8 protein-coding genes are annotated in these 9353 nt (G+C 70.1%); 2 read left to right on the top strand and 6 right to left on the bottom strand.

From position 1 onward, the window contains the following. The first annotated feature begins 368 nt into the window (after nt 1-368). Both Q0A33_RS14665 and Q0A33_RS14660 read left to right on the top strand, forming a co-directional pair. Complete coding sequence (locus tag Q0A33_RS14665; protein WP_291798418.1) at nt 369-959, top strand: DUF47 family protein; 591 nt, start codon at nt 369-371, stop codon at nt 957-959. A 58-nt stretch (nt 960-1017) separates the two neighbouring features. Further along, nucleotides 1018-2028: an inorganic phosphate transporter gene (locus Q0A33_RS14660; protein ID WP_291798415.1), complete on the top strand. Its 1011-nt coding sequence runs from the start codon at nt 1018-1020 to the stop codon at nt 2026-2028. Nucleotides 2029-2175: 147 nt separating this feature from the next. On the opposite strand, the gene pstB is transcribed toward Q0A33_RS14660, so the two are convergent. The 6 genes from pstB to ppk1 all read right to left on the bottom strand — a co-directional run. Beyond that, complete coding sequence (pstB, locus tag Q0A33_RS14655) at nt 2176-2955, bottom strand: phosphate ABC transporter ATP-binding protein PstB (protein ID WP_291798412.1); 780 nt, start codon at nt 2953-2955, stop codon at nt 2176-2178. A gap of 88 nt (nt 2956-3043) precedes the next feature. Continuing rightward, nucleotides 3044-4207 (bottom strand): phosphate ABC transporter permease PstA, encoded by a 1164-nt coding sequence (pstA, locus tag Q0A33_RS14650; protein WP_291798409.1) that lies wholly within the window; start codon nt 4205-4207, stop codon nt 3044-3046. Next, nucleotides 4207-5178: a phosphate ABC transporter permease subunit PstC gene (pstC, locus tag Q0A33_RS14645; RefSeq protein WP_291798407.1), complete on the bottom strand. Its 972-nt coding sequence runs from the start codon at nt 5176-5178 to the stop codon at nt 4207-4209. The genes pstA and pstC overlap by 1 nt, the downstream gene beginning before the upstream one ends. Before the next feature lie 154 nt (nt 5179-5332). Then, nucleotides 5333-6427: a phosphate ABC transporter substrate-binding protein PstS gene (gene pstS / locus Q0A33_RS14640; RefSeq protein WP_291798404.1), complete on the bottom strand. Its 1095-nt coding sequence runs from the start codon at nt 6425-6427 to the stop codon at nt 5333-5335. 275 nt (nt 6428-6702) lie between these two features. After that, nucleotides 6703-7677, bottom strand: a complete 975-nt coding sequence (locus Q0A33_RS14635; protein WP_291798402.1) for an NUDIX domain-containing protein — start codon at nt 7675-7677, stop codon at nt 6703-6705. Further along, nucleotides 7674-9353: polyphosphate kinase 1 (gene ppk1 / locus Q0A33_RS14630; RefSeq protein WP_291798399.1), on the bottom strand; the 1680-nt coding region annotated here is incomplete at its 5' end. The genes ppk1 and Q0A33_RS14635, both read right to left, overlap by 4 nt.

The raw sequence follows: 9353 nt of genomic DNA, 5'->3' as shown, positions 1-9353 counted from the left end.
GAGGGGGAGGATCCCGAGGACGAGCCGGTGAGCCGCGGCGGGAGACCCGGAGGACGCGGCGAGGGTTCGGCCCGGGCGTTCGAGGAGCTCGCCTCGGACCTGGTGCACGCCTCCCGGGCGCACCGCGCGGGCACTCTGTGAGCTGGTGCACCGGAGCTGACGTGCAACGGCCGTGAGCGGTACGATGGATGCGCGGGCTCCGGCCCGCACGGGTGTCGGGTTTCGAAGCCCCGGGCTCCAACATCAGCCGCTTCGAGCGGCCTACCGCCGAGAGGCGCTCTCGGCCCGGCACCCACCTCACACACATCACCGTCGGAACGGTTCAGATCGGAGCGGGAGTGAGACTGCGTCGTCCGTCCAGGCAAGCGGTGTTCTTCACACAGTTCGGCGCACTCGCGGATTCCCTCCAGGACGGCAGCCTCATCCTCGCGGAGCTCTCCGGCATCCCCGTCGAGCAGCGTCGCGCAGCCGCCGAGCGGCTCGCAGAGGTCTGCGACAGCGCTGACGGGGCGGCCTCGGCGGTGGTCCGGGCGCTCCGGGAGAACTACGCGACCCCCTTCGACCGCGACAGCCTCTACCGGCTGGCCTCGGAGCTGTGCCAGGCCGTCCATCGCCTCGACTCTGTGGCCTTCGCGCTGTCCTCCTCCGCCTTCGACGAGTTCCCGGTGGGCGTCCTCGAGATGCTCGCGGTGCTCTCCGACGCGACGGACCAGACCAAGCGCATGCTCCAGCGGATCTCGTCCAAGCCGGACCAGTGGGAGTACGTGGACTCCGTCACCCGGCTCTTCCACCGGGCGGAGGCGCTCCGCCTGCAGATCTCGGACACCGTGCCGGCGGCGCGGAAGGGCATGGTGCACGTGGCGGCGGCGACCCAGCTGGGCTTCGCGTTCTACGAGGCCGTGCGTTCGTTCCGCGCCGTGAGCGAGGTCGTCGCGGAGATCGCAGTGCGGGAGTCATGAGTCTGCGGACCGCTCCCGCTGTGCGGGTCGTCGGCAGCGCGCGGGAGCTGCGGTGCTGATGGAGATCCTGTTCGCGCTCGTCGTCGTGGTGACGGTGGCGTTCGCCTTCGTCAACGGCTTCCACGACGCCGGGGTGACGGTGGGCAACGCCGTCGTGTCCCGTGCGCTCACCCCGCGCATCGCCATGACGCTCGCCGCGGTCTTCAACTTCGTGGGCGCTCTGCTGGGACTGGGCATCGCCGTGACGGTCGCGGAGAACATCATCGAGTTCCCGCACCAGCCCGGCGATCTGCTCTCCATCCTGCTCGCCGGCATGGCCGCCGCGACGCTCTGGGGGATCGTCACCTACGTCGTGGCGATCCCCGTCTCCTCCACGTACAGCCTGGTGGGCGGCGTGCTGGGGTCCGGCCTGGCCTACGGCGCGCACGCGGACCTCGCGAGTCTCATGCTGCGCCTCGTCGTGCCGCTGCTGACGGTCCCCATCATCGTCATGGGGATCAGTGCGCTGTGCACGGCGGTGCTGTCGCGTCTCGCCGCAGGGTCCGCGCCCAAGCCCCTCTTCCGGCGTTCGCGGGCGGCCGGTGCGGTCTTCACCGGGCTGCTCTCGCTGGGTCACGGGATCCAGGACGCGCAGAAGTCGTGTGCCATCCTCATGCTCGCGATCGTCGCCTACCAGGGCGCGCGGTTCACCGACGGGGACCCGTTCGAGGTCACCTGGGAGGTGCGCATCCTCGTGGCGACTGCGCTGGCGGTGGGCACGCTGGTCTCCGGCTGGCGCGTGGCCCGGACGGTGAGCCGCCGGATCGCGCTGCTGGATCCGTTCAAGTCGGCCATCGCGGACGGGGTGTCCAGCGTCGCGCTCCTCGTGTCCGCGCTCACGGTGAGCGTGCCGGTCTCGCTCGTCTACACGGTGGTGGGGTCCAATCTGGGCACCCAGTTCGCAGGACGCCCCGGTGTGATCCGCGGCCGCTTCCTCACGCCGGTGCTCGCGATCTGGGTGCTGGGCATCCCCGCGCCGGCGGTGCTGGGCGCGCTGTTCGCGGGCGGGCTCATGCTCCTGGGCGTCTGAGGCCCCCTGCGCGCAGCTGCCCCCTGGCACCGGGTGCGCAGAAGCTCGGGATGCGCGCGCAACTGCACGTGCATCCCGAGCTTTCGTGACGGCGCCGGAACTGAGCTTTCGTGACAGCGCCGGATCCGGAAGCGCTGCTCAGCCTGCTCAGCCGAAGCGGCCGGAGACGTAGTTCTGCGTCTGCTCGTTCTGCGGGTTCTGGAAGATGTTGTTGGTGTCGTCGTACTCGATCAGCTTGCCGGGCTTGCCGGTGCCCTGGATGTTGAAGAACGCGGTCTTGTCCGCCACGCGCGCGGCCTGCTGCATGTTGTGGGTGACGATGACGACTGTGTAGTTCTCCTTGAGCTCGTTGATGAGGTCCTCGACGGCGAGCGTGGAGATGGGGTCCAGCGCGGAGCAGGGCTCGTCCATGAGGATGACGCCGGGCTCCACCGCGACGGTCCGGGCGATGCACAGACGCTGCTGCTGACCGCCGGAGAGGCCGGAGCCGGGCTTGTCCAGACGGTCCTTGACCTCGTTCCAGAGGTTGGCGCCGCGCAGGGACTTCTCCACGATCGAATCCGCATCGGACTTCGACAGCCGGGTGCCGTTGAGCTTGTACCCGGCGAGCACGTTCTCGCGGATCGACATGGTGGGGAACGGGTTGGGGCGCTGGAACACCATCCCCACCTCCGCGCGGACGTTGACCGGGTCCACACCGGAGGCGTAGATGTTCTCCCCGTCGAGGAGGATCTCGCCCTCCGCATAGGCGCCCGGGAGCACCTCGTGCATGCGGTTGATGGTGCGGAGGAACGTCGTCTTGCCGCAGCCGGACGGGCCGATGAAGGCGGTGACCGAGCGCGGCTCGATCTTGATGTTCACGTCCTCGACCGCGAGGAACTTTCCGTAGTAGACGTTCAGGTCGATTGCGTCGATGCGCTTTGCCATGTGAGGTGTTCCTTCTTCGAGTGCTGGCCCCGGTGCGTCCGCCGGATGGGAGGTGCGGATGTGCAGGGCGGGTGCGGTGTCAGGGGAGTCAGCGGCCGGTCTTCTTGGGGGCGAACGCCTTGGCGATGATGCGCGCCAGGAGGTTGAGCAGCATGACGATGACGATGAGGACGAGGGCGGCGGCCCAGGCGCGCATCTGGGACGGATCCGCCGCGGACGGCGCGGTGGGGTTCACCAGCTGACGGTAGATGTAGACCGGCAGCGCTGTCATCCACTGGCTGAAGGGATTCCAGTTGGTGGAGGCGATGAAGCCCGCGGTCACGAGGATGGGCGCGGTCTCACCGGTGACGCGGGCGATCGCCAGCGTCACGCCGGAGGCGATGCCGGAGATGGAGGTGGGCAGCACGACCTTGACGATGGTGCGCCACTTGCGCACGCCCAGCGCGTACGAGGCCTCGCGCAGCTCGTTGGGGACCACGCGGAGCATCTCCTCCGTGGAGCGGACCACCACGGGGATCATGAGCACCGACAGCGCGATGGATGCGGACAGGCCCATCTTCACCATCTGCAGCTGTGCGGGCCCGTCGCCGAGGAAGGTGGTGATGACCAGCTGCACGGCGGCGAAGGCGAAGAGACCGGCGACGATCGAGGGGATGCCCGTCATGACGTCCACGAAGAACGTGATGGTGCGGGCGAACCAGCCGCCGCGCGAGTACTCCACGAGGTAGACGGAGGCCATGAGGCCGATCGGCACGGAGATGACCGTCGCGAGCAGGGTGATCATCACGGTGCCGATGAGGCCGTGGGCGAAACCGCCGGAGAGCGGGGCGCCCTCCTGCTGGGTGGCGATGTCCGTGGCGCCGTTCGTCGTGGACATGTCGTAGATGAGGACGCCCGGGTTGCTCAGCAGCGTGGGCAGGCCCTGCGCCAGCACCGTCCAGAGGACGGAGACGAGCGGGATGAGCGCGATGAGGAAGGAGGCCCACACGAGGTTGCGCCACAGACCGTCCACCGCACGGCGGCGGTTCTGCAGCTTCCAGGTGACGGCGCACATTCCCGCGATGTAGAGGATCGCTGAGATGATGAGCCAGCCGGTGAGGGAGAAGCCTCCGGCCAGGGCGACGGTGAGCGCCGCGGAGACGGCCAGTGCTCCGGCCGCCACGACGGCCCAGAGCCACTTCGGCAGGTTGCCGGCGGTCAGCGAGCGGACGGGTGCGGTTCCCTCCGCACGGGTGGTGACAGTGGCAGACATCAGTTCGCTCCCGAGAATTCCTTGTGGCGGCTCACGATCCAGCGGGCGATCATGTTCACCGCGAGCGTGATGATGAAGAGCATGAGGCCGGCGGCGATGAGCTCGGACTGGCGCATGCCGAAGGCCTCCGGGAAGTTCAGCGCGATCTCCGAGGGGATGGTCGCATTGCGTCCGGAGGTGATGAGGCTCAGGGAGAACACGCCCGGCGAGAGGACGAGGGTCACGGCCATCGTCTCGCCCAGCGCGCGGCCCAGGCCCAGCATCACGGAGGAGACGATGCCGGCCCGCGCGAACGGGAAGACGGTGGCGCGCACCATCTCCCACTGGGTGGCGCCCAGCGCCAGTGCCGCCTCCTCGTGCAGCTTGGGCGTCTGGACGAAGATCTCGCGGCACAGCGAGGTGATGATCGGCAGGATCATCACCGCGAGCACCACGCCGGAGGTCGCCAGCGTGCGGCCGGTCGTCGAGGGGTCGCCGGCGAAGAAGGGGAGGAAACCGAGGTTCTCGTGCAGCCAGTCGTAGATCGGCACCATCGCCGGTGCGAGCGCGATCATGCCCCATGCGCCGTAGACCACGGAGGGGATCGCCGCGAGCAGGTCGATGATGTAGCCCACGGGGGTCGCGATGCGCGCGGGCGCGTAGTGCGAGATGTAGAGGGCGATCCCCACGGCCACCGGCGTGGCGATGAGCAGGGCGATGATCGAGGCGATGACGGTGCCGCCCATGAGCGGCAGCACGTACTCGGCGAATGTGTCCGCGCTGGTGATCGAGTCCTGATCGGAGAAGACCGTGGGCCACAGGGCCGGCAGGGACTTCGTCACGAGGAAGATCGCGACGAACGCGAGCACCACGAGGATGAGCGCCCCGGCCGTGTAGGCGAGGCCGGAGAACACCTTGTCGCCGGCGGCGGCGCCCGAGCCCTTCTCGGCCGGCGCCGTCGTCCGGCTCGGTGCGGTGACCTTCTCAGTCACTGTGACTCCCTTCGGAGCTCAGCGCTCCCTCCGGCCCGGGCCAGGGGAACGGGATGCGGGTGTGGCGGACGATCCTGACACGACGGCGCCGCCGGCTCACCTCGGGGGTGTGAACCGGCGGCAGCGCTGCGCGTCCCGGATCGGCGGAGCAGGGTCAGCCCTGCACTCCGACGGCGGCGAGGTGCTTCGCAGCGGCATCGCGCGTCGCGTCGTCGATCGGGGCGCTGCCCGCCGAGTCCGCTGCGGCCTGCTGGCCCTCCTCGGAGATGACGAACTCGCCGAAGGCCTTGGCCAGGTCCGCCGTCTCCTGGTCCTGGTACTGCTGGCAGTAGATGTGGTAGGAGACGAGGACGATCGGGTAGACGCCGGCCTCCTCCGTGGAGCGGTCGAGCTCGACCGAGCCGTCCTCGTGGGCCTCGGAGGAGGAGACGGCGGCCGCGGCGGCCTCGGCGGAGTAGGGGACGTACTCGTCGCCCACGCCCACGGAGACGGTGCCGAGGTCGCCCACCTGGGAGGCGTCGGCGTAGGTGATCGCACCGTCGGTGGACTGCGCGAGCGAGACGACGCCGGAGGTCTGCTGGGCGGACTCCGCGGCGATCTCGGACGGCCAGGTCTCGACCTCGTCGTACTTCCAGGCGTCCCCGGCAGCCTCCGCGAGGTAGGCGGTGAAGTTCTCCGTGGTGCCGGAGTCGTCCGCGCGGTGGACGACGGTGATCTTGGTGTCGGGGAGCTCGACGCCCTCGTTCTGGGAGGCGATCGCCTCGTCGTTCCAGGAGGTGATCTCGCCGGAGAAGACCTTGGCGATGGTCTCCGCGTCCATGTTCACCGTGTCGACGCCCTCGAGGTTGAAGGCGACCGCGACGGGGGAGACGTAGGCGGGGACGTGGAAGACGCCCTCGGGACCGCAGACGGCCTCGGCCTGGCTCTTCTCCTCGTCGTCCATCGGCGCATCCGAGCCGGCGAAGGAGTACTGGCCGTTGATGAAGCCCTCACGGCCGGAGCCGGAGCCCACCGGGTCGTAGTTGACGGTGGCCCCGCCGTTGGCCTCTGCGAAGGCCTGGCTCCAGGCATTCATCGCGGACTCCTGCGAGGAGGCCCCGCCGCCCGTGAGCGCACCGGAGACGCCACCCTCGCTGCCGGCCTCGCCTCCGCTCCCGGCGCTGGCGTCCGGGCCGCCCCCGCAGGCGGAGAGGGTCAGTGCGCCCGCGGCCAGGAGTGCTGCGGATGTGCCGAAACGCTTGAGATTCACGTAAGTGCCTTTCACTTATGGATCCTGTCATCTCGGCAGCCGCGAATCGGCTCCGAGCGCGAGGCTCACGCTACGAGTGAAGGGTGTATCGGAGGCAGTGGCTGTGTGAATGGAAGGTGAATGGGCGCGGGCGGGCGCGTCAGATCGGTCACAGCTGTGTATTCTGCCGCGGGGCGGGCGTCGCGCGTCATGCGCCCGAGGCCCCGCCTCGGGTCACGGACTCCTGCCCGCCTCGGGTCACGGACTCCTGCCCGACTCAGGCCACGGGAGCCCGCTCAGGCGTCGATGGGCCGGTACCGCTCGAACTCGACGATCCGCGGCGAGGGGCCCGGCCGCACATAGGCGACGAGGATCTCGCCCGGATTCATGAAGGGGTCCTTCCGCGGCAGGCGGTCGGCGAGCCCCTGCGGTGCGAACTCCCGGAGGACGCGCAGCACGGTGGGCAGCACCGGGCGGTGCGTGCACAGTGCGGTGGGCGTGCCCTTGCGGATGATCTTCCGCAGCACCTTGGCGGTCCTCTCCGGGTCCTCGGCGTTCGCCTTCTCGCTGAGCGCCCCGCGCAGCCGGATGGACCTGCCCGAGGCCGCGGACACGGGCTTGAGCGTGGCCACGCAGCGCTTCCAGGGGCTGGAGACGAGCTTGCGCAGATCCCAGCACCGCAGCAGCCCGGTGAGCGCGAGCGCCTGCCGGGTGCCGACGGCGAGCAGCGGGCGCTCCTGCTCCGTCTCGTGCCACTTGGCGCGCGGGAACGCCTTGCCGTGGCGGACGATGATGAGGGGCCACGCCCGCAGGCTGCCGGTGGAGTGCGCGTGCACCACCTTGTCCAGCTGCTCCCGGTCGTGGAACCGGGTGAGCAGCGCGGCGGCGCGTTCGGGCGTGACCCAGCGGGCCTCGTCGATCTCCCTGGGGTTCGCGATCGCGTCCGCGGGCGGTCCCGTGACCTCGGCCGCCCAGTAGGACACGTGCTTGGTGAGCCGCCGGCCCACCGTGTAGCGGGCACTGGGCAGCGGCAGCCCCAGGGTCACGTGGTGGCCCGTCTCCTCGCGGATCTCCCGGACGGCGGCCTCGGGCAGGGTCTCACCGGGGTCCACCTTGCCCTTGGGCCAGGACCAGTCGCCGTAGCGGGGCCGGTGGATGAGCAGGACCTCGATCCCCTCGCCGGCCTCCCGCCAGAGCACGCCGCCGCCGGCGAGGACGTGGGCGCCCAGACGGGCGGACTCACCGGCGTTGCTCACCGGGGTGGGGCTCATGCGGGCAGACCTCCGCGGTGCCGGTGGGCGCGCACGAGCGCCTCCTGGTAGTCGTCCAGACGCGTCCCCTCGCGGTCGTGCTGGTGCCGGGTCCACTGCCCGCCCGCGCCGAGCGCGAAGTGCGCGGTGGTGTCCGCGAAGGCCATGTCGAACATGGCGCTCACCTTCGCGATGTGCTCCGGCCGCTCGAGGCGGACGAGGGCCTCGACCCGGCGGTCCAGGTTGCGGTGCATGAGGTCGGAGGAGCCGATGAGCGTCTCCGCGTGCTCCAGCTCCGGGCCGTGTTCGAACACGAAGACACGGGAGTGCTCCAGGTACCGGCCCAGGATGGAGCGGACCTCGATGTTCTCGCTGAGCCCCGTGATGCCCGGGCGGATGGCGCAGATCCCGCGCACGAACAGCTGGACCCTCACGCCTGCCCGCGAGGCGAGGTAGAGCCGGTCGATGAGCTGCTCGTCGACGATCGAGTTCACCTTGATGCGGATGCGGACCCGCTCGCCGGACTCCGCCCTGCGGATGGCGGCGCGGATGCGCTCCAGCAGGCCGTCGCGCACCTGGCCCGGCGCGACGAGCAGGCGCGAGTAGTCCGTGTGCGGGGCGTAGCCGGAGAGCTGGTTGAACAGCTTCGCGACGTCCTGGGTGAGCACCGGGTCCGCCGTGAGCAGCCCCAGGTCCTCGTACAGGCGCGCCGTCTTGGGGTGGTAGTTGCCGGTGCCCACGTGGGCGTAGCGGGCCAGCCGGCCGCGCTCGTGCCGGACCACGAGGCAGAGCTTGGCATGCGTCTTCAGGCCCACGATGCCGTAGACCACGTGGACGCCGGCGCGTTCGAGCTTGCGCGCCCAGGTGATGTTGTTCTCCTCGTCGAAGCGTGCCTTGATCTCCACCACCGCGAGCACCTGCTTGCCCGCCTGCGCGGCCTCGATGAGGGCGTCCACGATGGGCGAGTCGCCGCTCGTCCGGTAGAGGGTCTGCTTGATCGCGAGGACGTGCGGGTCTGCGGCGGCCTGCTCGACGAAGGCCTGCACGCTCGTGGAGAACGACTCGTAGGGGTGGTGGAGGAGGATCTCCTTGGCGCGCACGGCCTTGAACACGTCGGGCTGGTCCGAGGTCTCCTCCGCGGCGAGGTCCCGGTTCATCACCGGCACGGCGCGGGGGAAGTGCAGGTCCTCGCGCGGGATGGAGGCGAGGACCCCCAGCCCGCGGAGGTCCAGCGGCTCCGGCAGCGCGTAGATCTCCGACTCGTCGATGCTGAGCTCACGGACGAGCAGCTCCCGGGCGCGGGGGTCCATGTCCTCCGTGACCTCGAGCCGGACGGCGGGACCGAACCGGCGGCGCAGCAGCTCCTTCTCCAGCGCCTTGAGGAGGTTCTCCGCGTCGTCCTCCTCGACCTCCAGGTCCTCGTTGCGGGTGATGCGGAAGCAGGAGGAGGAGAGCACCTCCATGCCCTCGAAGAGGGAGCCCAGGTGCGCGGCGATGATGTGCTCCACCGCCACGAAGCGGCCGGGGTTGTCCGGGCTGATGGGACGGGAGTCCTCCGCCGAGGCCGGCTGGGCCACGTCGAAGAAGCGCGGCAGCACCGGCGGCACCTTCACCCGCGCGAAGTGCTCCAGTCCGGTGCGGGGGTGCCGCAGGAGCACGCCCAGGTTGAGGGAGAGCCCGGAGATGTAGGGGAAGGG

The organism is Brevibacterium sp., assembly GCF_022712115.1.
Classification (GTDB): domain Bacteria; phylum Actinomycetota; class Actinomycetes; order Actinomycetales; family Brevibacteriaceae; genus Brevibacterium; species Brevibacterium salitolerans.
This window is presented reverse-complemented; position numbering and strand designations above follow the sequence as displayed.